Annotated in this window: 28 protein-coding genes and 2 pseudogenes; 17 read left to right on the top strand and 13 right to left on the bottom strand. The window is 61.2% G+C overall.

What is annotated here, in order from left to right; genetic code table 11:
• Window positions 1-54 precede the first annotated feature (54 nt).
• Window positions 55-648, top strand: a complete 594-nt coding sequence (locus M653_RS0126985) for an SOS response-associated peptidase family protein (protein ID WP_027146109.1) — start codon at window positions 55-57, stop codon at window positions 646-648.
• A gap of 11 nt (window positions 649-659) precedes the next feature.
• On the opposite strand, the gene M653_RS0126980 is transcribed toward M653_RS0126985, so the two are convergent.
• Together M653_RS0126980 and M653_RS0126975 are read right to left on the bottom strand one after the other, a co-directional pair.
• On the bottom strand, window positions 660-923 hold the full coding sequence (locus M653_RS0126980; RefSeq protein WP_027146108.1) for a hypothetical protein: 264 nt from the start codon (window positions 921-923) through the stop codon (window positions 660-662).
• Window positions 923-1,222 (bottom strand): hypothetical protein, encoded by a 300-nt coding sequence (locus M653_RS0126975; protein WP_027146107.1) that lies wholly within the window; start codon window positions 1,220-1,222, stop codon window positions 923-925. Before M653_RS0126975 ends, M653_RS0126980 begins: the two co-directional genes overlap by 1 nt.
• A 327-nt stretch (window positions 1,223-1,549) precedes the next feature.
• On the opposite strand from M653_RS0126975, the gene M653_RS0126965 reads away from it, so the two are divergent.
• The 3 genes from M653_RS0126965 (at window position 1,550) to M653_RS0126950 (ending at window position 3,188) form a co-directional block, all read left to right on the top strand.
• A complete protein-coding gene (locus M653_RS0126965; protein WP_027146105.1) occupies window positions 1,550-2,011 on the top strand; it encodes a hypothetical protein in 462 nt (153 codons plus the stop codon).
• A 13-nt stretch (window positions 2,012-2,024) separates the two neighbouring features.
• Complete coding sequence (locus M653_RS0126960; protein ID WP_027146104.1) at window positions 2,025-2,366, top strand: hypothetical protein; 342 nt, start codon at window positions 2,025-2,027, stop codon at window positions 2,364-2,366.
• Window positions 2,367-2,870: 504 nt separating this feature from the next.
• Window positions 2,871-3,188: a YMGG-like glycine zipper-containing protein gene (locus tag M653_RS0126950; protein WP_027146102.1), complete on the top strand. Its 318-nt coding sequence runs from the start codon at window positions 2,871-2,873 to the stop codon at window positions 3,186-3,188.
• 589 nt (window positions 3,189-3,777) lie between these two features.
• On the opposite strand, the gene M653_RS0126945 is transcribed toward M653_RS0126950, so the two are convergent.
• Window positions 3,778-4,245, bottom strand: a complete 468-nt coding sequence (locus M653_RS0126945; protein WP_051442835.1) for a hypothetical protein — start codon at window positions 4,243-4,245, stop codon at window positions 3,778-3,780.
• A 496-nt stretch (window positions 4,246-4,741) separates the two neighbouring features.
• On the opposite strand from M653_RS0126945, the gene M653_RS0126940 reads away from it, so the two are divergent.
• Window positions 4,742-6,952 (top strand): EAL domain-containing protein, encoded by a 2,211-nt coding sequence (locus M653_RS0126940; protein WP_032936242.1) that lies wholly within the window; start codon window positions 4,742-4,744, stop codon window positions 6,950-6,952.
• A 464-nt stretch (window positions 6,953-7,416) separates the two neighbouring features.
• On the opposite strand, the gene M653_RS0126935 is transcribed toward M653_RS0126940, so the two are convergent.
• Window positions 7,417-7,893, bottom strand: coding sequence for a hypothetical protein (locus M653_RS0126935; RefSeq protein WP_027146099.1), 477 nt, complete (start codon window positions 7,891-7,893; stop codon window positions 7,417-7,419).
• A gap of 539 nt (window positions 7,894-8,432) precedes the next feature.
• Here M653_RS0126935 and M653_RS1000000138280 point away from each other — a divergent pair.
• From M653_RS1000000138280 to M653_RS1000000136185, 3 genes and pseudogenes are all read left to right on the top strand, one after another.
• Window positions 8,433-8,915, top strand: coding sequence for a hypothetical protein (locus M653_RS1000000138280; RefSeq protein WP_051442834.1), 483 nt, complete (start codon window positions 8,433-8,435; stop codon window positions 8,913-8,915).
• Window positions 8,818-9,291: a DUF3991 and TOPRIM domain-containing protein gene (locus M653_RS1000000138275; protein ID WP_348626255.1), complete on the top strand. Its 474-nt coding sequence runs from the start codon at window positions 8,818-8,820 to the stop codon at window positions 9,289-9,291. The genes M653_RS1000000138280 and M653_RS1000000138275 overlap by 98 nt, the downstream gene beginning before the upstream one ends.
• Window positions 9,281-9,767: pseudogene (locus M653_RS1000000136185) on the top strand (DNA ligase D); the annotation flags it as partial. The gene M653_RS1000000138275 and the pseudogene M653_RS1000000136185, both read left to right, overlap by 11 nt.
• A gap of 261 nt (window positions 9,768-10,028) precedes the next feature.
• Here M653_RS1000000136185 and M653_RS01000000133690 read toward each other — a convergent pair.
• From M653_RS01000000133690 to M653_RS01000000133685, 3 genes are all read right to left on the bottom strand, one after another.
• Entirely contained in the window at window positions 10,029-10,850 is an 822-nt protein-coding gene (locus M653_RS01000000133690; protein WP_198028844.1) for a response regulator transcription factor, read from the bottom strand.
• Between the two features lie 71 nt (window positions 10,851-10,921).
• Window positions 10,922-12,085: a M24 family metallopeptidase gene (locus M653_RS0126915; protein ID WP_032936219.1), complete on the bottom strand. Its 1,164-nt coding sequence runs from the start codon at window positions 12,083-12,085 to the stop codon at window positions 10,922-10,924.
• Window positions 12,086-12,139: 54 nt separating this feature from the next.
• On the bottom strand, window positions 12,140-12,883 hold the full coding sequence (locus M653_RS01000000133685; protein WP_051442831.1) for a GntR family transcriptional regulator: 744 nt from the start codon (window positions 12,881-12,883) through the stop codon (window positions 12,140-12,142).
• Between the two features lie 179 nt (window positions 12,884-13,062).
• On the opposite strand from M653_RS01000000133685, the gene ehuB reads away from it, so the two are divergent.
• The 8 genes and pseudogenes from ehuB (at window position 13,063) to M653_RS0126870 (ending at window position 19,682) form a co-directional block, all read left to right on the top strand.
• On the top strand, window positions 13,063-13,944 hold the full coding sequence (ehuB, locus tag M653_RS0126905) for an ectoine/hydroxyectoine ABC transporter substrate-binding protein EhuB (protein ID WP_027146096.1): 882 nt from the start codon (window positions 13,063-13,065) through the stop codon (window positions 13,942-13,944).
• A 99-nt stretch (window positions 13,945-14,043) separates the two neighbouring features.
• Window positions 14,044-14,703, top strand: coding sequence for an amino acid ABC transporter permease (locus M653_RS0126900; RefSeq protein ID WP_027146095.1), 660 nt, complete (start codon window positions 14,044-14,046; stop codon window positions 14,701-14,703).
• Complete coding sequence (locus M653_RS0126895; RefSeq protein WP_027146094.1) at window positions 14,693-15,349, top strand: ABC transporter permease subunit; 657 nt, start codon at window positions 14,693-14,695, stop codon at window positions 15,347-15,349. The genes M653_RS0126900 and M653_RS0126895 overlap by 11 nt, the downstream gene beginning before the upstream one ends.
• Before the next feature lie 11 nt (window positions 15,350-15,360).
• Window positions 15,361-16,158, top strand: coding sequence for an amino acid ABC transporter ATP-binding protein (locus tag M653_RS0126890; RefSeq protein WP_051442837.1), 798 nt, complete (start codon window positions 15,361-15,363; stop codon window positions 16,156-16,158).
• Window positions 16,159-16,174: 16 nt separating this feature from the next.
• A complete protein-coding gene (locus M653_RS0126885) occupies window positions 16,175-17,209 on the top strand; it encodes a succinylglutamate desuccinylase/aspartoacylase family protein (RefSeq protein ID WP_027146092.1) in 1,035 nt (344 codons plus the stop codon).
• Window positions 17,210-17,276: 67 nt separating this feature from the next.
• Entirely contained in the window at window positions 17,277-18,371 is a 1,095-nt protein-coding gene (locus M653_RS0126880) for a pyridoxal-phosphate dependent enzyme (RefSeq protein WP_198028843.1), read from the top strand.
• A 109-nt stretch (window positions 18,372-18,480) separates the two neighbouring features.
• Window positions 18,481-19,031, top strand: a pseudogene (locus M653_RS1000000134735) (HlyD family secretion protein); the annotation flags it as partial.
• Window positions 19,032-19,241: 210 nt separating this feature from the next.
• A complete protein-coding gene (locus M653_RS0126870) occupies window positions 19,242-19,682 on the top strand; it encodes a MucR family transcriptional regulator (RefSeq protein ID WP_027146089.1) in 441 nt (146 codons plus the stop codon).
• A gap of 55 nt (window positions 19,683-19,737) precedes the next feature.
• Here the strand turns inward: M653_RS0126870 and M653_RS01000000133675 are convergent, their stop codons facing one another.
• The 6 genes from M653_RS01000000133675 to M653_RS1000000137045 form a co-directional block, all read right to left on the bottom strand.
• Window positions 19,738-21,075 (bottom strand): MmgE/PrpD family protein, encoded by a 1,338-nt coding sequence (locus M653_RS01000000133675; protein WP_051442829.1) that lies wholly within the window; start codon window positions 21,073-21,075, stop codon window positions 19,738-19,740.
• A 75-nt stretch (window positions 21,076-21,150) separates the two neighbouring features.
• Window positions 21,151-21,657: a GNAT family N-acetyltransferase gene (locus tag M653_RS1000000135095; protein WP_210164878.1), complete on the bottom strand. Its 507-nt coding sequence runs from the start codon at window positions 21,655-21,657 to the stop codon at window positions 21,151-21,153.
• Window positions 21,658-21,769: 112 nt separating this feature from the next.
• Window positions 21,770-23,014: an MFS transporter gene (locus M653_RS0126855; protein ID WP_198028841.1), complete on the bottom strand. Its 1,245-nt coding sequence runs from the start codon at window positions 23,012-23,014 to the stop codon at window positions 21,770-21,772.
• A 149-nt stretch (window positions 23,015-23,163) separates the two neighbouring features.
• Window positions 23,164-24,201 carry a pyridoxal-phosphate dependent enzyme gene (locus M653_RS0126850; protein WP_051442827.1) on the bottom strand — a complete coding sequence of 346 codons (1,038 nt, stop codon included), beginning with the start codon at window positions 24,199-24,201 and terminating at the stop codon, window positions 23,164-23,166.
• 23 nt (window positions 24,202-24,224) lie between these two features.
• Entirely contained in the window at window positions 24,225-25,304 is a 1,080-nt protein-coding gene (locus M653_RS01000000133665; protein WP_245262375.1) for a GHMP kinase, read from the bottom strand.
• A 49-nt stretch (window positions 25,305-25,353) separates the two neighbouring features.
• Entirely contained in the window at window positions 25,354-25,503 is a 150-nt protein-coding gene (locus tag M653_RS1000000137045; protein WP_198028840.1) for a helix-turn-helix domain-containing protein, read from the bottom strand.
• A 212-nt stretch (window positions 25,504-25,715) separates the two neighbouring features.
• Between M653_RS1000000137045 and M653_RS1000000137035 the strand changes: the two genes are divergently transcribed.
• Window positions 25,716-26,144 carry a hypothetical protein gene (locus tag M653_RS1000000137035; protein ID WP_156938292.1) on the top strand — a complete coding sequence of 143 codons (429 nt, stop codon included), beginning with the start codon at window positions 25,716-25,718 and terminating at the stop codon, window positions 26,142-26,144.
• The last annotated feature ends 511 nt before the right edge of the window (window positions 26,145-26,655 follow it).

Here is a 26,655-nt window from a genome sequence, read left to right as displayed (position 1 = left end):
GGTCAAGTGTCCAGGTCTCCGTTCTGTTCCAGCAAGAACGCCGAAGGACCTCCCATGTGCAATGACTATGAGCAGCACGTCCTGTGGGCCGAATATTGCCGGATGATGGCCTCGCTGGCGTTGAAGATCCCGAACCATCAGACGGAACTCGATCTACGCCAGGCAGACGACATTCGCATCAACGACCCCGCTCCAATTATGCGTGCTGCCGGCGACCTCATAGAATTGGCATCGATGACGTTCGGGTTCCCACCATCCGGACCGAAAGGCGGACCGGTGTTCAACTTCCGCTCGGAAGGCAGGCAATTCGCAAACAGCAACCGATGCCTGGTTCCGGCGTCTGCGTTCTTCGAATTCACTGGCGCCAAGTATCCAAAGGCCAAACATCGGTTCTCGCTCAACGGCGCTCCGTTTATGGCGATTGCCGGCTTATGGCGTGAGGGCGCCGGCAACAAGCCGTCGACCTTTACGATGCTCACGACCGATCCCGGGCCGGACGTTGCGCCATATCACAATCGCCAGGTGGTCGTGCTCAAGCCAGAAAATTGGCGGGCTTGGCTCGGCCTTACGAAGCCCGAGGCCGAACTCTTGCGGCCGCTTTCGGCCGGGGCGCTCTCCGTGGAGACTGTGCGGCCCGAAAGCGCGTGACACGGCGGCGCCTATTCCATGTCTGGGACATCGCCACTGACGAACAGCGTTGTGGGCGCACCGTAATCGCCTAATGCAGGGTTGGCATCTCGGCTCCACGCGATCACGCCGACATGCGTCGAAGCGAGCGCCTTGGCCATCCTGATCGCGCGCTCCTCGCTTTGCTGATCAGTCGGGCCATAGGCCGTGAACAGTTCGACATCTTCGCCTCGGTTGAAGGCCACGACAACGATGAGTTTCGGCTTTTTCTGGGAAGGCAGGCCGTGGTCGGACATCAATCCACCAATTCAAGGAATTGATAGGTCTCCGGCACCGCATCACTTGGCCAGTCAGCGCAGCACGCCATGATTGCCGCCTTGTTGGCGTCCATCCAGATCGCCGCCGCTACATCCTCGTCGTCCGTGGGTGCCTCATCGTCGTCAAAGATGGAATCGTCCCAGTTTTCAAGCGCGGCCATCCCATCCGCTGCCTCTTCCCCGGATATTCCCGCTGCGGCAAGGACAGCCTTGGCCGCTTCGATGCCGCGTTGCTTCTCTTCCGGCGAAGCGCCTTTGATTTCCAGCTGAAGCCTCATAACTCGCCTCCCGCGGCTAATCTGGTCAACAGTGAACGAAATAAGAACAAAAAGTCAAGAGCGGCCTTGACGAGACAGGAATATATTCCTTATTCCTGAAAGACATATGAGCAAGGCTATAGGAAAGCGCCAGAACGCGCCGGGCGGCGAAGCTATGTCGGAGTTGGAAACCGCGATGCAGCAGGCCATCGCTGCGGCGGGCTGCGACTGCGTAGTCGCACTGCTGCACGTTCTATCCAGGAACACTGAACTCGAGCGTGAACTCGCGCTTTCGCGCGCGGCAGTTTCCAACGGCTTCTCTCGCGGCTGGCACAGGGGACGGACCTGATGGCGAATACGGCCGAGGACAATTTCCGCATCGAAGTCTGGGACAGGGAGGAAAAGACCCGTCTCGAAACGATTTCAACGTCCCCGGATGCGACAGTCAGCCAAGCCGCCTGGCAGGCTGCAATTCGCCGTCGACCCGGCATGCTGCTGATCCACTACAACAGCCGGCATGTCATGGAAAAAATCTTGACGCCTGGGGAGGTGAAGATCCCGCCACAGGCAATTGTCGACGGAAGCATTCATGCCGGTCTGGACGTCTCCCTCGGGGACTTACGCGAATGGCACAAGCTGCGGGCGTGGTGCAAGACTTGCTCTCATCACGCCGAGGTGAAGCCGGCTGCGCTGATCAGGCGATACGGGAAGGACGCGCTATTCACTACCGTTGAGCGGGCGCTTCTCTGCACGAATTGCGACCGAGGTGGCCCGGTGAGATTGGAAATCCACAGACTTCCCCGGAACTGAGAGGATGTTCAAAATGCACGATCTGATCACCTTCTTCCAGACCAATGCGGCTCTGGTGATCGCCAACCCTATAGCCTTCATGACTTTCGCAGTTCTTTTTGGAGGCGGAGGGTTCATCGTTGGCCGCTACTTTTTGACAGAGCGCATCGCAAACTTGGAAAGCCGGATCGCGAGACGTGATGAGGAAATCGAGGCCCTGAAAACTGGACGTAAGCGCAAGACTGAAGAGCCGTCACTAATCCCAATAAAAGGCACTTCGGCAATTGAGAACGATGCAACGCCGCTGTTGGGAAAATGGCCGGATCGGCGCCGGCCAGGAACACTGTCTGCGCCACCACGTCAACGACGCGGCTAACCATCTGGTTGTTTAGGCTCGGTCGCCCTCAAAATTCTGAAAGGGGCCTGCGGGGAATTTCCGCGCGAGATCGAGCGGGGCGCACATTTTTTAGTCAGGTCCTTGAGATATACCGCGTGCCGCGACAAGCTCAGGGCCAGAATTCCATACTGCTCCATTGTGTTTCGAAACCGGTTGCACAGACTGGCGAACTGGCGTTTCAACGATGCCAACTGCGCGTCGGTCAGGCGGGCGAACCTCGATTCTGGGCTCGATGCGTCGGCTAGCTGCGACTGTGAGCTCAAGGCTGTGGCCATCTTCGCGTAGTTATAGGTTACTATTCATGGCGACCAAAAGCTTGGCGACCTCAAGCTGTCGGGCAGGAGCCAGCCTTCGCAGCACGCCATGAAGCCTTCAACCAGCGAGAAACCATGTCTCACATCGTGAGAGAGCCTGCCGCGGTTCCGCCGCAATGCCGCAGCACTTGGCGCGATCGGCCCACGCGGCCTCAAGGAGGTTCCTCAGATGATACTCAAGAAAGCGGTTTTGGCCGTCCTGATGACGGCGGCCCTGGCAGGCTGCGAAACGCAGACGGAAGGCCAGCAGCGGGCGACCACTGGCGCTCTGCTCGGCGGCGCCGGCGGCGCCCTGGTCGGCCAGGCCATTGGCGGAAACACCAAGAGCACCGTGATCGGCGCGGCCGGCGGCGCGCTGCTCGGAGCAGTCGTCGGCTCCGCAACCACCCCGCAACGTCCCGAGGATCAGCTCTGCCGCTACCGGGATCGCTACGGCCGAATTTACACCGCGCCTTGCGATGACCGTTACTATAACGGCAACTATTGATGACGGCGTAGTCGGATCCCGCAGGACGTTAATGCGCTACGCACCGGTGGCGGATCAACAGTGACACCGCCAGTGTGTGGTGCGCGGGCGGCATTTGGGGCGGTTGGCTGGTATCTGGCTGGGATTTGCTTAGCGGCAATTCTGACCCCACCATCCCTAGCCGCCAATACGCCGTGCAGCGGTCGCAAAGGCGGCATTTCACGCTGCCAAGGCAGCACGTTCATCTGCAACCATGGTTCGGTAAGCGCCAGCAAGAGAGGTTGTTCCGCAGGACATGGTGCTGGATCTGGCCAAGCTGTGGGTTATTGGGCGGCGAAGACCTTGACATGACACCGAGCCTCGACCCGACCGAATGCTCTTGCAGATCAGGCCACTGTTGCACAGGTCCGCGCGGCGGCCACTTCTGTACGACGGATAGCGGCGCCAAAAGCTATTTGCGAAACAGCCTTTTTGAACGGTTGCCACTTGCGCAGTCCCGATTGCGTGAAGCGTGCGTGACGGACTCAGGCCGAGTGCGATGCAGGAAAGCCCCCTCCGCCGTCCGGCCGAGGGGGCATGATGCGCGGTTGGTGCAGGCTGGCTCGTGTCCTTACAGCGATCGCAGCCGCGCGACATCCTGAGGTGTTGCGGCCCGCTCCACGATCGTCCGCCCTGTCGCGTCCTTCACTTCGAGACGGCCATTTTCGATCTCTTCCTTGGTGCCATCGGGATGAGTGACTTCAGTTTTGTCATCCGAGACTTCAACCTTGTCGCCTGCAGCATTCACATGCTCCTGCCCATGATGACCGTTGTCGTCGCCGCCTGCGCCATCGCCGCCACCGGGCCCTGAGCTGCCGCCAGACCCTGAGGCGCCGTCGTGGTCTCCGTCGCCGCCAGATCCGGAGTCGCCGCCATGGCCGTCACCACCACCACCGCCCTCGCTCTTGGCATAGGCGGCGGCTGGCTGGAGTTTGCCCGAGCCGACAAAGCTGAGCTGATAGGGCGCAACAACCACAAACAATGCGGCTGAAGCCCGCAGAGCCAGCAGCGCGACTCGGGTGAAGCTCAATTTCTGCATGATAGATCGCCTCCTCTTGTACATCGAGGAAACGCACAGGAGGCTCAGATATTCCCGCTTGAGCCCCCGAAAAGCGAGGGTAGGACCGTTGCGGCGATATTACCGGGCTACAGGCTTGCTGGCCTAAGACTTAAGCCTCAAGGGGAGGGCGCCATAGGCGGCTCGATACGCCGCGGAGAAGAGACGAACAGCCCAATGCCCCCAGTCCGGCTCAACATGCGCGGATATGCATGCTTCGCCCTGAAACGTTCCATAAGGCAGTCCGGAAAAGGCCTGCGCCAAGTTTCTCAGTCGAAGGTCGTCCAGCACGATCTTAGCCCCTCTTGAGCTCGCCCTTCATTGATCCTTGCACGGATTCGACCCGCAGCTTTTCGGTGGGTCTGGGTGCCGCAATGCAGCGCCCGCGAACCCCAAGCCGCTTGGCAACCTCGCGCAGCTGCGCTTGAAGCGCAGGCCTTTTAACGGTCCAGAAGTCTTCGTCGACTATAGCGGTCTCATGAAACTACGTCGACATTTTGCCGAACCAACCCGTCGTCTCTTCCTCTTGAGAACGGCTCTGCCGGTCATCGGGCTGACACTGCTCATCGCAATGATCACCGCCGGGTTACTGCTTTGGTCCACGATCCAGATTGACCGCGTTGCCGCTGCACGGCAGAGAAGCCTGGTTGGACTGATCATATCCAAGCTGGAGAGCGCAGTAGCGCACGACCAGGAGAGCGTCACGGTTTGGGACGACGCCGTTAACGCGTTGCGCAGCCGCGATGCGAAATGGCTCGATACCAATCTCGGCAGCTGGATGCACACCTACTTTGGCCATGACGAGGTTTATATTCTCGATGCGAACAATGCGCCTGTCTATGCGTTCTCCGACGGTTCGATCGTTGACCCCGGCAGCTACCGCTCCATACAGGCGACCACCGCACCTCTCGTTCAGACTCTCAGAGCCAGGCTGAAACGGGGAGATACCGAGGGTGTCACGGAACAGGTGCTCACCATAGGCGCTTCCGATATGGCCGTTATCGCCGGTCACCCCGCAGTCGTCAGCATCAAGCCTGTGGTTTCCGACAGTGGCCACATCGCACAAATACCAGGTCAGGAATTCCTGCATGTAGCCGTTCGGTATCTCGACGGCAGTCTTCTTACTTCTTTGCGCCAAGACTATCTGCTCGATGACGCGCGGTTCTCCTGGGCCGACAAGGTTGCTTCCGGAGAGGCTTCCTATCCCGTTGTCGACCGATCTGGCCCTATCGGCTTCTTCGTGTGGCGGCCCTACCGGCCCGGAGCATTTGTCCTCTTCCAACTGGTTCCAGTTCTGGGCGCCTTGTTCGGCTTGGTGCTGGCGGGCGTTATCGTGGCCCTGATTGCCTTTCGTAGGCGGACGTTGAAGCTGATCGAGACTGAGGATCGGATCTACCACCTCGCTCATAACGATCTGCTTACGGCGCTGCCCAATCGCGGTCAGTTCAACGAGCGTCTGGCCGATGCGTTGGCGCGCTTGCCATCGACAGACGAGCAACTGGCGATCCTTTACCTCGACCTCGATCGCTTCAAGCAGGTTAATGACAGCTTCGGCCATCCTGCCGGTGACGAGCTGCTTAGGGAGTTCGCGGACCGGCTAAGGCGGCTGACGACTGAAGCAGACACAGTGGCGCGTCTGGGTGGCGATGAATTCATCATCATCAAGCGTTCGCTCGCAGGCGAGGATGAGGTCAGGACGCTGTGCGAGCGTTTGATCGAGTCTGCCCGTCGGCCGTTCGAAGTCGCCGGGGTGCAGGTCTTTGTCGGCGTGAGTGTCGGGGTGGCGGTTGCACCCAAGGACGGGTTGGACGCGGTCGAGTTGGTGCGGAAAGCGGACGTGGCACTCTATCATGCCAAAGCCGGCGGCCGCAGTAGCTACGCCTTCTTTGGGCACGAGATGGACCTGACGCTGGCCATGCGTAAGGGCCTCGAACAGGACCTGCGCAAAGCGCTGGAAATGCCAGGCCAGATCCAGGTCCACTATCAGCCGCTATACGCCGCCGACACAAACAGGATGACGGGTGTCGAAGCCCTGGCCCGCTGGTCTGATCTGGAGAGGGGCTGGGTTGCGCCAGACTTGTTTATACCGCTGTCGGAAGAAACAGGGCTAATTGAACCGCTTGGCGAACTCGTTCTCCGACAGGCGTGCCTTGACGCGGTGCACTGGCCCATCGAGACCTTGGCGGTAAATGTGTCAGCCTTGCAGCTGAACAATCCCAGTTTCGCCATGAGGGTGACGAGTATCTTGTTGGAGACGCACATGGATCCGCGGCGGCTCGAAATCGAAGTTACCGAAAGCGCGCTCTCGGAGCGCAGGACCGAATGCCGAAACAACATTGAGGCTCTGCGCAGCATCGGGGTGCGCTTTGCACTTGACGATTTCGGCACTGGATTCTCCTCTCTGGGAAGGCTGCAGACGTTGGAAGTCGACAGGATCAAGATCGACCGCAGCTTCGTGCAGGGCTTTGGCCGCTCCAATGGTGACCAGGCGATCGTTCAGGCGATTATCAACTTAGCCCGTGCGACCGGACTTAGTACCACTGCCGAAGGCGTTGAGACGGAGAGCCAATGCGATTATCTGCGCAAACTCGGCTGTGACCAGCTACAAGGCTTTCTGCTGTCCAGGCCACTGCCCAAGGGGGAGCTCCAAGACCTTCTCGGGGTCATATCAGAGCGCGCCTCTGCCTAGTAAGCGAAGCCCAGCCGGGCGAGTTCCCAGAAGCTGCCGTACGCAGCGGCTGGATGTCAGATCAAAGCGCAGCGCAGCTTTCCAGCAATCCATACCGCGCTCCTCGCGGGAGTCTGCCCCGCGTCCCGCCCCCGGCGGCGCTATGCTGACGCTGTTTAGGCTACTCTCTTAACCGGTCTCGTCGTTGCATTCAGTCCCGCGTCGCGCCTGCACCGCCGCCCCCTTGGATGACGCTCCTACGGCTGCTCCTTTCTTCAGAGAAGGCCGGCACAGCGCCCTTCGTCGGCATCGCTTGATGCCGCATGGCGCGCATAGCCGATCCGCTGGAGCTTCAGGAGCGGCCGAGAAGTCGATGCTGCGCAGTTCGGGACGGGCAAACGATGGTTCGCTATGGTCTGTGTGGTCCGACCACCGAAGGGAGCCGCCGACGTCCAGCACCGCAACGGCTGGCGCCGTGCACCCGCCTAGCAGCTCTGGACCTTGAGTGATTTGACCATGCGAACGATAAGCGGATCATAAGGGACCTTCTCGTTGCGAGCATACGTGACCGTAAACAATGCAGCTCTGTCCCCGCAGATTTTGATGGCGCGGACATACAGGATCTGACCGTCTTTCAGTCCTGAATAGCTGGCCCATTGCGGCGTCACTCGCTTATAGGTCACCTTCCAGCCGTCGTTCTCGTTCACCGCCATGCGATGCTCAATCTCGGTGCGAAAGCTCGCTTTGCCGAGTTGCGCCCCCCAGACTGCGAGAAACGCGTTGTTTTTGCCCTCAAAGGCTGCCCCTTGATCGGAGCGCTGGGCAAGCACAAACCCCGGAGGAACATCGAATACGAATCCGAGATGCTTGATCCCAAAGCCCTCCCACTGTTCAGCACCGAGCAGTGATGCGGGCATCATCATGGCACCCAAACTGAGCAGAATAAGGGGGACACGTTTCATTGCTGTAATCCTGTCGTCATGTGACCTGCGCCCTATTTGGTGGAGGCCGGCCGGCACCTCGCGGAGGGCCCAGCCATCCGCCACTCCAAAGCCAACGGACCTTTCAAATCTGTCTTGGCCCCCTTTGTTCCATTAGGGACTCAGAATATGCCGGCACGCTAGTCGTGGCGGACTGGCTCGCGCCTGTTCCAAAGGCGGCGCTGCCCGCCAGCACCGGCAGGGCGAGATAGGGCCGGGTTCTCGCCCTGGGCCAAGGATGGCCGCTGGGGTGGCGTCGCCGCAGCGGAAACAAACACGACACGCTTTGTGCAGCGGTTGCTGAGGAGGAGTGCCGCCGAAGCCGACGGTGATTGCTGCCGCTTGCGCGCTGCGCCCGGCAAAGAAGCTGCGCCGCAGCCTTCGCTCCCGTGCAAACCCGGCCTGAATGCGGATCGCCGGCCGCGCCCTTGCCTGCCTTGCTCTTCGCGGCCTCCGGTGCCTGTCCAGAGAATATTGGGCGGAGTCGAAAATTGGGAACGCGACAAGGTGCGCGAACGAAGATGGAAAAAGCAAAGCTTGAAGAGCTGAAGGACAAGGTGCCCTGCGCCGCAGTGCTTGAACACGTGGGCTTCGCCCTCGATCTCAAGGAAAGCACGCGCAAGGCGATGAAATACCGCCGGGAAGCATCGATCATCATTGTCATCCATGAGGGCAAGGGCTGGTTCGACCCGCTCTCGGACCAAGGGCGATGTCTTCGGCCTGCTCGAGCATCTCAAGGGCGTGCCTTCGTCGAGACGATGAATCAGGTGGCCGACCTCGTCCGTTTCGTGGCCACCGAGCCAGTCTGGCAGCGCAGCTTCCGTGAGCGGGAGCCCGACATGTCGATAGCGGATCGCTGGCAGGCCCGGCGCAAGCTGTGGCGCGGATCGGCGGGGTGCTACCTACCTGCGAGACGGTCGTCATCTTCCCGCCATTCTGCGCGCCGCAACCGCCGCCGGTCTCCTGCGCGAGCGGCCGCATGGCAGCATCTGGGCCGCGCATAGGGATGTGGACGGAACCGTCACCGGCTGGGAAGAACGCGGACCGCATTGGCGCGGCGTTGCCACGGCTGGCGCCAAGGTGCTGTTCCGGTTCGGCCGACCCGAGGCGTTCCGCCTCTGCGTCACCGAAGCGGCCATCGACGCGATGAGCCTCGCCGCCCTGGCAGACCTTCGTCCCGACACCGTGTACCTCAGCACAGCCGGCGGCTGGTCGCCGGCCACGGCGGCGGCAATCCACGCGCTTGCTGCCAAGCCTGGTGTCCAGCTCGTCGCCAACCACCGACAACAATGCCCAAGGCGACATCTATGCCGGCAGGGTTCTGGCGCTTGCCGAAGCGGTCGGATGCAGCGTCGAGAGCGCCTGCGACAAATGCATTAAGAGCGACACCTTTCCGATCGTGGCCTTCGTCGAAAAGCTCGGCGCCCAGCCGCGCCGTATCGCATCCCTCTATATCGGCAGGCGAGACGGCCGGCTGCTTTATGCGGGGAAAGCTCAGAGCGGTTACACCCTTGAGGTGGCGCGGCGCGTTCGCGAGCGGCTCGATCCGCTGGTCATCGGCAAATCGCCATTGTCGGACCCTGTCAATAAACCGAAAGCCACGTGGGTACGACGTTCTGGCCGAGGTGCAATTCAGCGGCGTGACTGATCGCGGCATGTTGCGCGAGGCCGTGTTCAAGGGTCTGCGCGAAGATCTCGTACCCATTCCGGCAAAGCCGCCGGCGTCCTCGCGGCGACGGGTGGCGAACAGGGACCATGGCGTCCTCCGGGAAAACATATTGCAACTGCTGCCCGATACAGTCTCGCCTTCGAAGGATGAGCTTGTGCGCTATTGGCAGCGTGTTGCCGATCAGGCGCCGCGCAGCGGCAAAAAGAAACAAGGGCGCACAAAGTGGAGGCGGCGAAATGACCGAACATGCAACGAACTTCATTTCGCCGCCGCAGCACGTTCGTGACCTCAAGACCGGTAAACGGGGCGCCGAAGGAGCGGCGCAACGCGGCCCGGGACCGCCGCCCCCGGCGAGAGGTGCCGCATGAACGGCCTGTCGCATAGTGGCTGTCATTGAATTGTGCCCAGAAAGGGCCGACAGAGCCATGACAGGCATTCCAAAATGCGCTTAAGTCGTTCGATCTTGCAATGCGTATCCACCAAGTCTGACTGTCCGGATCACATCATGGTGGGATGACAGCTTGATCGATCTTCGCAGCCGGCTGATATGAACGTCGACAGTGCGCGGGCCGACATGGACATTGTTGGGCCAAGCAGCCCCAATCAGCTCTTCACGGCTGAGCACCTTCCCTGGGTTTTCGAGCATATGACGCAGCAGCTTGAACTCGATCGGCCCCAACTCGATTTCCCTGCCGTTGCAACGCACGTGGTGGGAATCGATCTGCATTTCGATGTCGCCATGGTTTAGCGACAGGGCGGTCTCCAGTCGCGATCCGGAGTGACGGTCGACGCCGAGCCTGGAGCGCAGATAATCCAGCAGCTTGGCTGGCGCCAGCGGCCTGACAAAAGCTTCGTCGATTCCCGACTTCAGCAGCGCGATATGTTGGCTCTCTGCGCCAGGCGCAATCAAGGCAACCACGGGCAGGGCGCTTGTCCTGGCATCCTGTCTGAGCCGGCCGCAGCTCTCTGCCATCTGGTTGTCGGGTTGACAATCTAGCAGCAAGGCATGGACGGCCAGTTCGGTGGCAAGCTCCAGCATTTCGTTCACGTTGCTGGCCAGCGCACTGGTGAAGCCATCCACCGCAAGAACGTGGCTGAGGATCAGATAGAATTCGGCGTCATCCGAGCATATGACGATCAGTGGCTTCATGGCGTCGCTCGCGTTTCGGCAGGCTGCTCGGCTCTTCGCTTCGCCCACCTCCTCATTGAACCAGTTGCCGGGTTTCCGAAACATCCGGCTTTCATCCCTTTGGTTCACGTGGGTGCCCAACGACCACAGCAACCTCCTCGGCATGCAGTTGCCTTTCTGTCCGTGACACCGGCAGGCACAGCCAGTTCAGCTCAGGTGATGACTGGCAATTGCTCTGGAGAGAGCTCACTCAAAAACTCGATGCCCTGCTCACCGACAAAGATGACCTCCTCGAACTGGAAGACAGCGCCGTCGATCTCCAGCTTGGGTTCCAAATGCAAGATCATGCCAGGCCTTATGACTTCTGGATTGCCTTTGGAGATAGACGGAGGCTCCGTCACATCGAGCCCCCCACCGTGTCCAATGCGGGATACCATCCCATAGGCGGGAGGCAGGCCAGCATCGTCCCAAAGCTGTTCGAACGCGCCGAAAACATCGCCGCAGGTCATCCCGGCCTTGACCCCCTTAGCGAGTGTCGCCGTCAGCGACCGTGTTCGTTGGTAGGCCTCGATCTCCCAATTGTCAGGCGCGCCGCCTCGGGCGATGCGGTTTCTATCTGCTGGGTAGCCGCCATAGGTAGAACGAAAATCCGTCCACACGTACTGGCCAGCCTGCAAGGGATGAGGACCTGGCGGACGGCCGTAGTTGAACTCACCCCTGCAGAACGTCATAGCGATCGGATCGGCTCGTTCGGCCCCGTTCATGATGATGCGGGTCTGGATCTGGCGACAGAGTTCGACCTCGGTAATGCCAAGACGCGCCTGCGAAACGGCATCATCAAAAGCTGCATTGACGATCTCGAACGAGATGCGTTTGAGCTCTGCCTCGAACGGCGACTTGATCATGCGCGTTCGCCACAGCAAAGCCGTCGCGCTCACCAGCCTGAGCCCCCGCGCTCTCAAACCATCGACGATCTCCAACGACCCGCGACCCGACATATCCTGCCCATAGTCGATCGCGGCAGTTGCGGCGGCGCCCGGATCGCGAGCGCGGACTTCGTCGACGATGGCGCGTGCGCCTTCGGCGAGATAGCCTGCGTAGTAGACAATCGAGAAGGCTCTTTGTCGCGACTCAAGGTTTCTGGTTTCGATCTTGTTGGAAATGACGCGAATATCCTGATGGTCGATCAAGACGAACAACGGGCGCGAATGATAGCCCCAGGACAGCGTCCTGTAGTCGGTAAAATATTCCACGTTCTTCTGGTCGGTGAGCACCAGGACGTCAATGTCCCCGGCTGCCATCTCGCGTCGGACTGCAGCAAGGCGCCTGGTCAGCTCAACCACCGGCACATCGGGTGATGGCATTACTGGAAGCATGCTTATCTGCTCCTGATTCCTAGTGTCCTCGGGTTCAGCGGAGACTCGAGGGGGCTATTTTCTTCGTCTCGGGGGCTTGTGGTCCGCATCGAGTTCGACCACGCAAGCCAACCGGTCGAACGGCGATTCCGTTACGCCGAACACCGAAAACGATTTTTCTTTCGTGCTCAGTCGGTAGAGCCGACGAAGCGTCGGATAGCCGTTCGGGATCGCGAAGGTCTGCTGCGCCTCGTCAGAAGCTGGAGCCGCATCGATCAGCAACTTGGTCTTGGTGAACTGAGTTCCGTGATCGCGCAGTACGTCGCTGATGAATTTCTCTCTAAATTCGTCAAGCACCTGGTCACTTACTGAGCGAGGCAGATAGGAGGTGTCATACATGATTGGCGTATCGTCGGCAAAAATCACCTTGCGCACGCACAGCATCAGGCCGGCCGGCGGCTCGAGCACATCGAAGGCCGGATCTTGTATTTTCTCGCGCGTCAAGGAGATGAGGTGAATGGACGGCTTCAGGCCAAGTCGAAGGGCATCGTCGTAGGAGGTGAGGGAAAAATCGAGATCACGAATGAACCTTCTTTGCTCTCTGACGAAGGTCCCCAATCCAGGCACCGATCGCAGGATTCCGGCCGACTGAAGGTCGCGCAATGCCCGCTTGATGGTAATGGCGCTGACGCCGAAATCCTCTGCCAGGATCGCAGCGGAAGGCAAAGCCTGACCCGCACCGTACTCTGCCGATCGCACCCGGCGTGTGATTTCCTGCCGTACGGCCTCATGAAGAGCAGTCCCGATCTGTCCGGTCATTCCAGCCTCATCAAAGTATACTAGGAATACCTAGCGCAATGAATATGGGATGTCCATCCCTTGGCGGTGTCCGCCCAGCCCCATCGTAGCCTTAATCATGGTCACACATTTTCTTTATAAAATCTTGACATACCTGTTATACCTGGTCTACCTAGATTTGCGAAACGGAGAACACGTGCATGCCCGGTGAGCTTGGACTGCTCAGAACAATCGCCACGGTGGCCACAGCCTGCGCCCTTCTCATAGGGACCGCGGCTTCGTTGCGGGCAGAAACGACTGCCGAGCGGGTCTTGCGGGAAGGCAAGATCGTCATCGGCATATCCAATGGCGCACCGTGGGGATTCCGGGGCGCCGGTGGCGAGCCCGAAGGCTTTCACCCGGACCTGATCAAGGCTGCGTTCAAAGGCCTTGGTGTCGGCCAGGTGGACATCGTGGTGACCGAGTTCGGCGCATTGATACCGGGCCTCACGGCACAGCGGTTCGATGCCATAGCCGCGGGGCTCTACATAACGCCGCAGCGATGTGAACTCGTCGCCTTCAGCGACCCCGATCTGAAGCTCGCGGACGCCGCCCTGGTTGCCAAGGGCAATCCGAAGAACGTCCACAGCTATGCTCAGATCGCCGCAAATCCGGAGATAAGGTTTGGCATAGGACGAGGCAGTACAACGGCCAAGAATGCTGCGGCCGCCGGCGTCCCCGATACCAACATGCTGCTGTTCCCGGACATACAGTCGAATGTCTCGGCACTGCTCACCGGCAGGATCGACGTCGCCGCATTTTCGGCGCCAACGGTGGCCCGCATTCTGTCCGACGACAATGTCGAGGGCATCGAACGCGCGTTGCCGTTCCAGGGCCTGCAAGAGAACGGCAAGGAGCGCTACGGCTATTCAGCCATTGCCTTCCGCAAGGAAGATGGCGACCTCCGCGACATGTACAATTCGCGCCTCAAACTCTTGAAGAGCGACGGAACCTTGGCCGACATCATGGCCAAGAACGGCTTCAGCGATCAGGAGGCCGCGCCGGATCTGACCAGCGAGCAGGTGTGCGCGGGGCAGGACTGACCGGCATCCAAAGCCAGAAGCTGCGATGGCCGGACGCTTCGTGATTGCGGCAGCACTCAAGGTGACGAGCGCAACGGACGGGATCAGGGATGTTCACGCGTGACCATTGTTGAAATATTTATCGGAATTTTCGCGGGTTTCCGGACCACGGCAATCGTTACAGCATTGGGCTTGCTGTTTGCCGTGCCCTTCGCCTTGATCTTCGGCGTGGCGCAGTATCTGACGAGCGGCATATCCCGCATTGCCGTCACAGCAATAATAGAGTTCTGGCGCAGTTCCGCGGTCATCATACTGCTGTTTGTCTTCTACTATGTCCTGCCGATCATTGGCGTTCAAATGCCGGCGACCATCGTTGGCGCCATGGTGCTGGGGCTAAACACCGGGGGATACGCCAGCCAGGCTGTCAGGGCGGGGCTCCAATCGCTGGACCGGGGGCAGATCGAAGCTGCCGCGGCCCTTGGCCTGCCGCGACGCTGGATCCTCGCGCTGATCGAGCTGCCTCAAGCTCTGACCAAGATGGCACCGACCTTCATTAATCAGTTCATCCAGCTGGTTAAAGGAACGGCCCTCGTTTCGCTCGTCACCCTGACGGATATGACCTTTCGGGCAAAGGAGATCGCCGAGCTCGAGTATAATCCGGTGGGCGTCTACACATCGCTGCTGCTCGCCTATTTCGTCGTCTGTTACCCGGTCGCAATGTTTGGCCGGTGGGTCGAGCGTCGGATCGGCGTGGCAACGAGGTTGTCCAGTGACTTTTGATCTCGAATTCGCCGTATCGACCGTTCCAACAATTCTCAGCGTCATCGGAACCACAATCGGCGTGGCGCTGGCGAGTTGCGCGGGCGCCTCGGCATTGGGCTTCTGCCTTGAGATCACCAGGCGGGCGGCCTCCCTTGCCGGCTATCTGGTTCGCTTCGTCATCGACTTCATCCGGTCCACGCCGGTGCTGGCGTGGCTCTATTTTCTCTACTACGTCCTGCCGCACTATGGCGTCACGTTGCCGGCGCTGTTGGTCGGCATACTAGGCCTGAGCATCTATTTCAGTGGCTATCTGGCCGAGGTTTTCAAGGCGGGCATCGATGCTATTCCCGCGGGCCAGGCGGAAGCAGCTAAGGCGTTGGGACTGACACGGACCGACATTGTTGTGTTCGTGCTGGCTCCCCAGATGCTGCGCAACGTCGCGGCCCCCGTCGGGAACTATTTTGTCTCGATCCTGAAGGCCACGCCTTACCTGGCGGTCATCGCCGTGCCGGAGATGCTGGGCAAGGCTTTGGATATCGCCTCCGATACCTACCGCTATGCCGAACCGCTGACTGTCGTCGGGCTCGCCTTTCTTCTCCTGGCGCTGACGGTCGCATGGTTGGTCGGCCGGATCGAACGCAAGCTGCTTGGGCCGACAAGATGATGAACCAGCCCATGCCACAGGACAGCTCTCAAGCCCCGGATATCGGGCAACCAGTTGGGGCGGTGCAACCCGTCCAGCCGCCAGCGCTGGAAACGGTGGCGCTCAACAAATGGTTCGGCAGCTTTCACGCCCTGAAGAACATTGATCTTGCCGCGCCGCAGGGAGGGCGGATCGTGATTTGCGGCCCCTCCGGATCGGGAAAGTCGACGCTCATCAGATGTCTGAACGGTCTGGAGACCTTTCAGAAGGGCGCCGTTCGCGTCAACGGCATAGATCTCAGCCGCGACCGACGGCAGTTGCAGAGACTTCGGCGCGGCATCGGCATGGTGTTTCAGCAGTTCAACCTATTCCCGCATCTCACGGTAATGGCCAACTGCATCCTCGCTTTGAAACGCGTGCTCGGCCAATCGAAGGCCGAGGCGGCAGGCGTAGCGCTTCACCATCTTGAGCGGGTGAGGGTTGCCGACCAGGCACACAAATATCCCAGCCAGTTATCCGGCGGCCAACAGCAGCGCGTCGCGATCGCTCGCGCGCTGTGCATGAACCCCAAGATCATGCTGTTCGATGAGCCGACCTCTTCGCTCGATCCCGAGATGGTCAAGGAGGTGCTCGACGTCATGACCGACCTCGCCAGGGACGGCACCACGATGCTTTGCGTCACACATGAAATGGGCTTTGCCCGCGAAATTGCCGAGCAGATGGTGTTCATGGACCAAGGGAGCATCGTCGAGATCGCATCCCCTGCCGGTTTCTTCACCGCGCCAGGCCAGGAACGGACGCGGCTCTTCCTGGACAAGATGCTTCGCTGAATTGAGAGGGTGGAACATGGCCGGTAAGACACGCATCTGGACCCCGATCGACTATGACGCCGAGGGCAAGCAGTCGGACTGTCTGAGGCTACCGCATTCGACCGACCTTTCCGCTTATGGCTTCGTGCCCATACCGCTGGTCTGCATCAAGAATGGCAGCGGCCCAACCGCGCTGCTCATCGCAGGCAATCATGGCGACGAGTATGAGGGCCAGATCGCCCTTTGCAATCTCACCCGTGAGATCCGCCATGACCAGGTCTCGGGGCGGCTGATCATCCTTCCGGCTCTTAATTTTCCCGCTGTCGCCGCCGGCCGGCGTGTGTCGCCCCTTGATGAGGGCAATCTCAATCGTTCGTTTCCAGGCGATGCCGCCGGTACCCCAACGCAGATGATCGCCCATTATGTCTGCGAGATGTTGATCCCGATGGCCGATATTGTCGTCGATCTCCACTCCGGCGGACGCTCCCTCGAGTATGTGGCAAGCGCGCTGGTGCGACCAGGGCGGACCACCGGGGAACATGAACAACTGCTGCGCCTTTTGCGCCTGTTCGGCGCTCCAATCAGCTTCGTCAGCGACGGCACCGGCGGTGGCGGATTGACCACCCTGGCGGCGGCCGCACAGGAACAGGGCGCGCTCGCTCTGACCACGGAGCTTGGCGGCGGCGCGACTCTGTCGAAAGAGGGCTTAGCGCTCGCCGAAGCTGGATTGAAGCGCCTGCTGAAAGACCAGGGAATTTTGCGCGAGGTCGCCGCCGAACCGGCTCCGCCGACGCGGTTCATGACCGTCAAAGGCCATAGCGCTTTCGTCTATGCCCGTGACCGGGGCATCTTCGAGCCGGCCGCGGAGATCGGCGAGGAGGTCGTCGGCGGCCAGATCGCCGGCCGCATTCACTTTCCGGACCTGCCGACGCGCGAACCCGAAGCGCTGTTCTTCGAAAGCTCCGGGCTCGTCGCGTGCCGCAGGGCGCCGTCACTTACCGAGCGCGGCGATTGCCTGTTCAAGGTGATGGCCGACCTGGACGCCGGACCAGAACGGGCGTCACATGCTTAGCTCAGAGCCGAGGCTCAATCCGCGCGTGAGTGGGATGCGCTGTATCCGCTGCCAGGCGGTCTTTGCCGTGGCGGACTACTTCGAAGGCTGCCCGATCTGCCTTGACCAGAACATGCCGGCAAGCCTGGCGATCGACTATCAGGACCTTCCCAGGTCCCTGGAGCGCGTCGGTGACTGGCAGGCCTACCCCGACTGCCCGACACTGGGGGAGGGCAACACGCCTCTGGTACGGATGCAGGGCCTCGCAAAGGAGATCGGAGTCCACGCGCTCCATCTCAAGAACGAGGGCGCCAATCCTACCGGATCGCACAAGGACCGCATGAGCCGGTTTGTCGTCCAGCGCGCGTTGCAGAGCGGCGCCGAGACGGTTGCGGCTGCCTCCAGCGGCAATGCCGGCGTCTCTCTTGCCGCCTACGCGGCCCAGGCGGGGCTCGACTGCGTGATCGTCACCACACCTGCGATGAACACGAACTGGCGGCGAGCAATCGAGATGCACGGAGCGACCTTGCTGGCCGCGCAAACGCCGCAACGCCGCTGGCAGGTGCTCGCCGATCGCGTCCGCGCCGGGGACTGGTATCCGGCCACCAACTTTATTGTCCCAGCGGTGGGCAGCAATCCGTTCGGGGTGGATGGCTACCGTTCGCTTGCTTTCGAGCTTTTTCTTCAGCTGGGCACCGATGCATGCACCGACATCATCGTTCCGACATCGAGGGCGGATCTGCTTTGGGGAATCGCGCGCGGCTATTGTGATCTGCAAAAGGCAGGGCTCATCGATGAACTGCCGCATATTCATGCCGTTGAGCCCTTCGCACGCATTTCAAACGCGCTTGCAGGCGCTGATTACCGCGACCACTTTGAAGGCCATTCGGCTTTAACGTCAATCGGCGGATCGACGGTGACCTATCAGGCCCTTGATGCGATTGCCTCGTGCGGCGGATCGGCAGTGGTCGTAGAGGACGAACCGACCTACGACGACCAGAGGCGGCTGGCGCGGCGCTACGGCTTTTATCTCGAGCTGTCGAGCGCGGCGGTCTTGACCGGCCTGCGAAAGCTCGTCGCGCAAGGCACGGTCGGGCGGGACGCTAGGGTCGTACTGGTCGGCACTTCGAGTGGCGGTTGCGAATATCGCGCTTTTTCGCAAGGCATTGCCTCCGTCGACTAGTCTAGCAGAGCGTTGTTCCGGCCCGCGATCGTTTCGGGCGCTCGTCTGGCAAAATGGCGACCTCTCCAACGCCAGTGGTCGCCGGGGTGTCCGTTGAACCTGAGCGACTGAACTGCGCGATGTCCAGGGAAAGATATCCGAGTTCGTCGAACGTAAGGTTTCTGCCGAAGACCAGCTCAAACGCATCGATATCCGAAGCCGCAGGATGGCGTCATTCACCAGCTAGCGGTCCATACGATCGGCGGCGTCATATCGCCGGGCGAGGTGATCATGCTGGTGGTGCCGGTGGCGGACGAACTGACGGCCGAGGCCAGGATTGCGCCGCAGGATATCGACCAGCTCTCACTGGCCCAGCAGGTTACGCTGAAGCTGTCGGCGTTCAATCAACGCATAACGCCGGAACTGACCGGGGTCGTCAGCGAGATCTCCGCCGATCTGAGCGTCGACGAGCGCAGCGGCGCGGGTTTCTACACGGTCAGGGTCAGCCTGCCGAGCACAGAGTTGAAAAAGCTGAAAGGCTTGACCCTGGCCCCTGGCATGCCCGTCGAAGCCTTCTTTTCGACTGGCAGCCGGACAATGCTGTCCTACCTCGTCAAGCCACTGGCCGATCAAATCGAGCGGGCATTCCGGGAAGATGAAGGCTTGGGCCGGCCCAGATGAACGGTCGATTTCTGATGGTGTGCCGCCATTGATGGGAGAGTTCTATATATGCGCCGGCGGGTTTTGATCGCCGAACAGCCAGGCGTGGAACCGAATTCGGATTGCGACCCTTTGTTGCTTCGATGGGCTATGTATCCACCTGACGTCAGGACGTTGCGCGATCCGGAATTCCGCAATAGGAACGTGCACAGGGCAATACAGGAGTTCCAATTGACCAATACCGAGAGCGTCGACCCCATCGGTTTGACTGCCGACATCGTGGCCGCCTACGTCCAGAACAATCCGGTGCCGACAACGGGCTTACCCGATCTGATCGCCAGCGTACATGCCGCACTGTTGAAGCTGGAGCAGCCGGTGGTCGCCGTCAAACCCGCGCCGGTCCCTGCTGTCAATCCAAAGAAGTCGGTCTTTCCTGACTACATCGTCAGTTTGGAAGACGGCCGAAAATTCAAATCGATGAAGCGTCATTTGGGCCTGCTTGGCATGACGCCCGATGAATACAGGGCCAAATGGGGCTTGGCCAAGGACTATCCTATGGTCGCGGCAAGCTACGCCGCGCAACGGTCCGCCTTGGCGAAATCGATCGGGCTCGGCCGCAAGGCGTCCCCGCCGCCCAAAGCGGCGCGCGCAAGAAGGAAAGTGAGCGCCTAGCCGGGCGGGGCTCCTCACTGTTCAGCTATCACCGAAACATGGCGGCCGCCGCCACCTAAACGCCGTCGCCTGGATGGGCCGCCAGGCAAGCGAACAGCGGTGCGATCTCTCCCTCTTCGAGCAAACCCACGGACCGAATAAGTTGCTCGAGAGCGTCCCGCGACAGGATATCACGGCCAAGGTCATGCAGCTTTTCCTCGACGCTCAAGCGGTCCATGGGGTTGTTGGCGTCGCCCAGCGGGAGCGGCACGTCAACGACGCGCTCGCGCCGCTCGGCAACCATTGTCACGCGCGCCGGCGTGCGCTGCGGAAAGATGCCGGCCAGGTCGTCGGGATAGCGGATCTCGACTTTCGCCGCGAGCGCCACCACCTCCGGATCCGAAAGCGAACACGGACGCAAAGGCCGGAAGGCCGCCGCGCCGCGCAGCGCGGCAAGTGCTGCGGCAAAGGGCACTGAAAACTGCCCGCCCTCGAGCGAGTCAGGCGCGATTTCGTTGGGCAGTTTTCGCGCTTCGGGAAAGATCTCGACGATCAACCGATCGATCGGCTCCCCTGGATCGCGATCCGCAACGAGCGAGAGCACGGCATCGATGACCGGATGCGTATAGCGGCAGGCCGCATAGGGTTTGAGATAGGTCTCGGTGATCAGCCAGCGGCTGCCAAGGTCGGCGGTGATGGCGTCGACATCGTAGGCGTGGGCCCGGTCCAGCAAGTCGATCGAGCCGGTCATGCCGGCACCGGCTCGATCGACCGCGAACAGCGCCGTGACTGTCGACCAGGGGCTGCTGCCCTTGACGGAGCTCGCCTGGCAATCGCCCTGCGGCAGGTTTTGCGGCGCTTCGGCGCCTGCTATCGCGATTGCGTGTGCGAGTTGGGAGGCTTGCATGCCGCGCAGCCATCCGATGGCGGTCGCGACGCCGAAGCCGGTCCACTGACCACTGGCAAAGCTCATCGTGTCGGTGAAGCGGCGCGCAGCGGCGATGCGCAAGGCGACATCGTAGCCGAGCGCGGTCGCGGTGAGCACATCATGGCCATCGCTGCCCAGCTTTGCTGCTTCCATCAGCACGGCGGGAACGATGGCAGCACCCGGATGGCCCGCCGCAAGACAATGGCCGTCATCGACGTCGAGGGAACTTGCCGCCGCGCAATTGGCAAACAGAGCGCCGAGCGGATGCAACCCGGCACCGGCGAACCAGGCGTGCGACGCACCTGGTCCAAAGCAAGCTCTCGCGGCAATGCGCGACAGCCGCGCATTGTCGGTCGGCGCGCCGCCGACGAGGGCCGCGATCGTGTCGAGAATGGCGCGCTGCGTCTTCTCGACGACCGAGTCCGGCAGGTCCTGGTACCTGGTAGAACAGGCAAATTCGGCAAACCGCTGCGCCACAAACTGCATCGCTTCCTCCCAATGTAGCTATACCTAGTATAACTAGTTGACAGAAATGGAAAGACCGACGCGGGGAAAGTCGCGTCAGCCACAGCCGCGCGGAACCCTCGCCGTCAGGATGTTTTGATCGCCGATCGGACCGTGGAAGACTTCACCGGTGTCGCTGAAATCCGCTTTGAGATAGGCGGATTTCGCCGCAGCATTGCGGGTGTTGACGGCAAGCATCAACTGCCTGATATCGGGACGTTCCCGCCGCAGCCACGAGATCGCCAGGCCGACCCCGGCGCGGCCGTATCCCATGCCTTGCAAGGTGCGGCAGATGCGGAAACTGTGCAATGTGACCGCGTCTCGTGGCGCCCACGGCGGCAGTGCCTGCTTCTCGCGAAGAATGAAGAAGCCCACCGTGTTGTCGGCGGCGGCAATGGCAAAGGGATGCTCGAACTGCGGATGCTGGCTGTTTTGCAGTTCGTCAAAGACAGCATCCACCGAGCCGGCGAACTGTTCCTGTTCAGCATCGAGCAGCAACGTCTTGATGGCGGGCCGATCGCAGGGCGCCACGCGCTGCAGGCTGATCCCGTCCAGGCGCGGCACGATCGACGAAGCCCCCGCTTCACCCAATGCCGGCCCACGGGATTTCGATGGCGACCTCATGACTTTGTCCTCGCTTCATACGCCGGCCAGCGGGCGGTCCGGGCCGACCTGGTCACCATGGCTTGGAGAATCCCTGACGCCATTGTATCCAAAGCACGCCGCAACTTCCCACGGCAAACAGGCTGGCGAGACCGAGAAAGATGTGACGGGTAGGAGCACCCGGCATGAGAGCCGGCAGTAGGTAAATCAGAACTGCCACGAGCCCGATTGCAGCATCGATATTGCTGCGCACGCGGCCAACCATCGGGCTTGGTACAACCTTCAGTATCGTAACGTCCGCGCCGGCACGCACCATCATGAAGGACAGGCCGATGAGACCTTGCCAGAGCACAGCCTCGGCCATGGTTCGGGAGGTCGAAAAGGCCGCGGTCGCGCCAGCGAGCAACATGGTTCCCGCGGCAAGGAGGAGCTTTTCCCTTGCCACACCGGAAAGCCAGGCAAGGGTGAGGCTTCCGATCAGGCCACCTCCGGAATACATCGCCGCAAGCCAGCCATAGAGGGTGGCTGGAAGCTTCAACTCGTAGCGCGCGAAGCCGGCAAGAAGCGCATTGGAGGCATGTGCCGATGCGTAGGCCAGCAACAGTGCAAGGCCCGCCGACCTGAGACGGGGGGTCGCTATGGTCTCCCGAAGACCTGCCATAAAATGCGCAATGTGGAGACCAGGGCGTTTCGGTCCGGTGACATCCTGGTCATAAAGGAACGTCGCGAACAGGGCGGCCAGAAAGGAGGAGGCCGCACAAATGGCCAGACTGCCGGCCACGCCGACAAGTATCAGACAAAGCCCGGCAATTGCGGCACCTGCTATATTTCCGATCTGGCTGGAGAAAATGCCCATGGACACGGTGCGCATCAGCACTCGTGCGCCAGCCAGCTTTATCAACGCCTGGCTACTGGGATAGGAGAGAAGTGAACCGACCGAGATGAGGCTAGCGGTGGCGTAGAGGACGCCGATCGGTGTGTGTTGTGGAGAACAGAACCAGGCGATGACGGCAAGCAGGCCTACGCCCGCGCCATGAATTGTCTCGCCCATCATGAACACCCTGCGCCGGCGGCAGCGGTCGATCTGGGGTCCGAGGAACGGCCCCACGGTGAAGGCCAGCAATTGCCAGCAGATCAAGACCCTGCCGACCGAGGCGATTTCACCAGTGATCTGCAGCGCGAACCACGACACCAGAACGATGTACATGCTGCGCGCGCATTGCATGGCGAGAAGCATGGCGTAGATCGGCAGGATGGACCGGCTTTGACACAGTATCTTCGGACGCCGATGGTTGAGCCTCTGACTTCGAAACTCCATGGCCTCAGCTCCCTCTACCGCGCGGCCCGGCCCGCCGGGCATGGCTGCCGGGCGGCCAGTGGCAGGGTTGTTGCCGGGGCCGCCTGGCGATTGCGCCACCAGCGCTCGGGCAAAACCGTCAGAACCCGTTGCGCTGTCCGCCGGCCGCATCACTCCCTACCGGCCTGCGCCAGCACTTCCTCCAGTGTCCTGCGCCCCCAGCCGAAACGGGACCATGCCGGCATCGGCTCGGTCGGTGCGCCGACCGTGACCGGGTTGGCACGCAATGGACCTGGCCACCCGGCAACCGTTGCAAGCCATTGCTGGTCGTAGACGGTTTCGACGTAACGGTGACCCTCGTCGGGAAACAGCACGACCACCTTCTTGTCCGGGTTGTTACGCGACCACCATTCGGCAACCCTGTAGGCCGCGCCGCTGGTCGGGCCCATGAAAAGCCCGTGCTCGCGATGAAGCTGATGCGTGGCGTCAAAGACTTCTGCCGGCGCGAGCCAATGGACCTCGTCGAACTGGCTGTGCTCGACATTGCCGGGAAGAATGTTGCCACCGAGCCCGCTCAGGTTGAGCTTGCCGCTCGGCTGGCCAAACAGCACACTGCCGGGCGTATCGACGCCGATTGCATGGAGCTCGGGAAACAGGGTGCGCAGGTAACGCGATGTCCCGCTCATCGAACCACCCGATCCGACCGGACCGACCAGACAGTCCAGCCTGCCGACCCTGTCTATCAAGTGTTCGGCAATTTTCCCGTAGGAGAGCGGGTTGTCGCGATTGTCGTACTGCGAGGGCCAGTAGCTGCCGGAAATGTCGCGCAGATACTCATGCAAGCGATCGAGCCGCGCTTGCTGCAACCCGCCAGAGGGCGCCGGGCTGTCCACGACCGTCACCTCGGCGCCGAGTTCGACGAGGCGCCTATGGAGATGGCGATCGAGCGCCCAGTCGCTGACCAGGATCAGCCTGTATCCATGCTGAACAGCCAGCATGGCCAAGGCAAGACCAAAGGTTCCCGATGAGGATTCGCAGATTGTCCCACCCGGTCGCAACCGTCCCTGTTCGACGGCGCGCTCGAGCATGAACCGGGCCGGCAGGAGCTTCATGAGAAAGAAGCTGGCGCCGAAGAGGTTTGCGCCGAGCGGAACGAGGCGCGGCCCCTCGAAATCCTCCAGCCGGCGCATCAGCACATGGATCGACATCGAGCTTTCCCTTCGCCAGGTTGTCAGTGACGGAAGATCGCCGCCTCGAAGCCGGAATGTCGCAACGCGTCCATCGCGCCGTTGATGTTCACGGATGCGTCTCGGTCAAGCGCATCAAACATCAGCCCGACAACCGTGCCGCTATGGGCGACCTGAATGCCAATGGCGTCGAAACGGCTCCCGACGGTTTCGATCTCGTCCAGACCCGGCTTTGGCAGGAAGCGCTCGTTGATCCGCGCGCTTGCCGTCGCGACCCTACCCAGCATGCGGACGTCCGCATGCTTGATGGCTGTCCGCAGCAGACTGCGCAGCGGCCTAAAGGTTTCGATTTCCAGGGCGTCATAGCGCGCCGGCCGATACTCGAGCGTATCGATAGTCACCTCGGGCGTTGTTTCGATGCTGATCAGATGGATTGGCGGCAGCGGCCTGCGGAAGGCTTCCATGACGATGCCGTCGCGATGCGCAAAAAGCACAGCCTGCTGTTTGAACAGGGTGGAGTCACAGGCGGTTTCGGCGCTGACAGCGATGCGCATGACCTCGTCCGACGCCGGTTCGATCTCCAGCCAATCCAGGACTGCCTGAATGCTCGCCAGAACGTCGGCCGTCGACGATCCCATGCCGCGCCCGACCGGGATGTTGCTGTCAATAGCGAGATTGCCGCCGGTCCCCGGAGGGCCGAACCTTGCGATCGTCAGTTCCGCGGCCCGCCTGGCCTTGTCGCACGAGCCCGGCAGCACACGAATGCCACCGCCGTCGCTTGCGATGAACGTCGCCCTGGATTTCAGCTGGCGGCAGGGCAGCGAAACCAGCGCGCGCCGCAGGCGGGCGCCATCGTCCTCGAACAGGCCCTGAACCAGCTCGCCATGGTGGCCGACAGCCACGCCAAATCCTGCTCCGTCCAACATGAGCGACACTCCTGAAAAGCAACGTATTAGTCGGCTCTGATGTAACTTCTGCCGTATGCTTTCAGCCGGGGCGCCATTGCGCAACAACGAACAAAATAATCTTATTTGTAACGTACATGACGCGTTATTTATTCTACACTTCACCAGTATTGCGGACAGATCACAAGGCAGGGTTGCCTTTAGCCAGAGCGCCAGCATGGCATGCGGTCGTCGCCCAGGATCGACTGGACTTCACCCTCTGAAATGATCAGAAGGGTCTGCGCGCCAGTGCGTATCCGGCGAGCCTGACGGTGCGGATGGCGGCGGCCCGCGAGCACTGGCTGATCAGCTTTCGCAGTTGAGAGATATGGACATCGACCGTGCGCGCGCCGACACCCGCGGCTGCTCGCCCAGCCAACGCCAATCAGTTCTTCACGGCTGAGTACCTTCTCGGGGTTCTCCAGCATGTGGCGCAGCAACTTGAATTCGATCGGCCCAAGCGCGATCTCCTTGCCAGCGCACGAGACGCGATGAGTCGACCCGCATTTCGACATCGGCGTACACGAGGGGTCGCCCACCGCGCGTCGCCGGCCCTGGCGCCTGGCCAATGGCGAGCCTGGAGCGCAGGTAGTGGAGCAGCTTGGCCGGCGCGAAGGGCCTTACGAAACACTCGTCGATACCCGACTGCAAGAGCTGGATATGCTGCGCTTCAGCGCCGGGATGAACCAGCGCCACACAGGGGAGGGCGCCCAGCAGGGCATCCTGCTTCAACCGAGCGCTTTGTGCCGCCACCTTGTTGTCTGGCCGACAGTCCAGCAACACAGCCTCGACTGGCCTGTCGGAGACGACTGCCAGCACGTCATCGACGCAGGGGGCCAGCATGCTGGCGAAGCCATCGACCTCGAGGATGTGGCCAAGGAGAAGATAGAAGTCCGCATCCTGCGAGCAGACCGCAATCAATGGTTTCATAGGGCAGCTCAGTCTTTCGCCGCGATCCAGGGCGATTTCGCAGATCGAATCCGGCGCGCCGGACGCCAGAATGGCAGATCAGGTCAATAATGACAACAAAGCCTCTCCCGCTCTGCGCCCGCGAACTGCTGAACGTCGCTGCGCCGCCCGAGACCGACACCTCGGAAGAGCCGGCTGACTTCCATCCGTCCTGCCCCTGCTGCGGCGGACGCATGATCGTGATCGAGGTGTTCGAACGATGGAGGCAGCCGCGCGGACCGCCACACGGTTCCCCGTCGACCGGGAGCAGCACGCCATGACCCGGCATGGCATGGTTCAGCCTTCGGCTGCAGGCACTCTGCCTCCGGCAACGGATCGACGCACGTCCATGGTGATTTTCGTCTCCGACAGAGCCGCTCCCAGCCGCCCACCGTCCCGACAACACCGCACGCAGGCGCAACGAAGCGGTCTGTCCGCATTCACCCCAGAGCTTCCCGACACCGGTCGCGCCATCGCCGACATCTGCAAAAATCCGAAATCTCCATAGCCATCGCCTGTGGCCCGCGGGTTCCTTCCTCGGGGACTTTCGTACGCCTGCCGGCGCCCGAAACTCTTCACGAAA

It is taken from the genome of Mesorhizobium sp. WSM3626, from assembly GCF_000513935.1.
In the GTDB taxonomy this organism is placed as follows: Bacteria; Pseudomonadota; Alphaproteobacteria; order Rhizobiales; family Rhizobiaceae; genus Mesorhizobium; species Mesorhizobium salmacidum.
This window is presented reverse-complemented; position numbering and strand designations above follow the sequence as displayed.